This window comes from Limnospira sp. PMC 289.06 (assembly GCF_032350395.1).
Classification (GTDB): domain Bacteria; phylum Cyanobacteriota; class Cyanobacteriia; order Cyanobacteriales; family Microcoleaceae; genus Limnospira; species Limnospira platensis.
This window is the reverse complement of record NZ_JARPLC010000610.1, coordinates 1-225: the sequence shown is the minus strand read 5'-3', so window position 1 is coordinate 225 and position 225 is coordinate 1. Positions and strand designations below refer to the sequence as shown.

Below are 225 nucleotides of genomic sequence, written 5' to 3'. Positions count from 1 at the left end.
ACGGCGATTTGTATGTCATTAGGGTTGAGAGCGATCGCTATGGTCGCACAGTCGCGGAGTTATTTAAACCAACCCCCCAAGGCGGCGAGATTAATCTCAAAACGCAAATGATTATGGATTGTCATTCCTGGAACTGGACACAATACAGCCAAAGGTGTCCAAATGCACAAACATACCAAGTCGCAGAATCTATAGCCAGGGAACGTGGTTTGTATCCACCACCTG

1 protein-coding gene is annotated in these 225 nt (G+C 47.1%); it reads left to right on the top strand.

Going from position 1 to position 225, the window contains the following annotated elements; genetic code table 11:
- Window positions 1-225, top strand: a 225-nt coding sequence (locus tag P5674_RS26430) for a thermonuclease family protein (RefSeq protein WP_315670544.1), incomplete at both ends; no start/stop codon positions are given.